The sequence below is a fragment of the Leucobacter sp. M11 genome (genome assembly GCF_035726885.1).
In the GTDB taxonomy this organism is placed as follows: domain Bacteria; phylum Actinomycetota; class Actinomycetes; order Actinomycetales; family Microbacteriaceae; genus JAPFRB01.
In genome coordinates this window covers 604,933-605,679 of record NZ_JAPFRB010000001.1, presented here as the reverse complement: position 1 = coordinate 605,679, position 747 = coordinate 604,933, and the positions used below count along the sequence as shown (strand labels likewise).

At 75.4% G+C, this 747-nt stretch carries 1 protein-coding gene; it reads left to right on the top strand.

Annotation, left to right across the window (positions count from 1 at the left end; translation table 11 throughout):
• Window positions 1-727 (top strand): NAD-dependent epimerase/dehydratase family protein (locus OOT08_RS03115; protein ID WP_325091082.1); only part of this gene is annotated, 727 nt, incomplete at its 5' end.
• Window positions 728-747: the final 20 nt, after the last annotated feature.

Sequence of the window (747 nt, the reverse complement as noted above, 5' to 3'; positions counted from 1 at the left end):
GGGTATTTCCCGGGTGGTCCTCACCTCCTCGGTGGCCGCGAGCCATCATGGCTCGGGCCGGGCGCCCTTCACGGAGCGCGACTGGACGGATCCGCAGGGGCCGCGGGCCACGGCCTACTATCGCTCCAAGACGCTCGCGGAAATCGCGGCGTGGTCGGCAGCCGCGGACTCCGGCACGGAGCTCGCGGTCATCAACCCGGGGGTGATCCTCGGGCCGATTGTGACCCCCCGCGTTGGGGCCTCGTTGGGGCTCGTCCTCGGCCTGCTCCGCGGTGACCTGCGCCGGGTGCCCCGCTTCGGGTTCGCCGTGGTGGACGTGCGCGACGCGGCCTCGGCGCACCTCGCGGCGATGACCGCCCCGGCCGCGATCAACCAGCGGTTCCTCCTGGGCGGAGAAACCGTGTGGCTGCGGGAACTGAGCGCCCGCCTCGCCCGGCTCCGGCCCGAGTACGCCGCCGCGCTGCCGCGGGCCCAATCGCCCGACTGGACGGTCCGGCTGCTGGCGCTCCGGGACCCCAAGGCGCGGGAGATCGTGCGCGAGCTCGGCCGCGACCTCGGGGTGGACGCCCGGAACGCCCGGACGAGGCTCGGCTGGTCGCCTCGCCCGTTGGACGAGACGCTCACCGAGACGGTCCGGGCGCTGGAATCCTTCGGCCACCTCGCGCCGCCGACCGGCCCCGCCGGGCAGCGCCGCCGGGGCGCTCAGCCCACCGGGACTCCCCAATGAACCCGGCCCGCCCCCTCTAG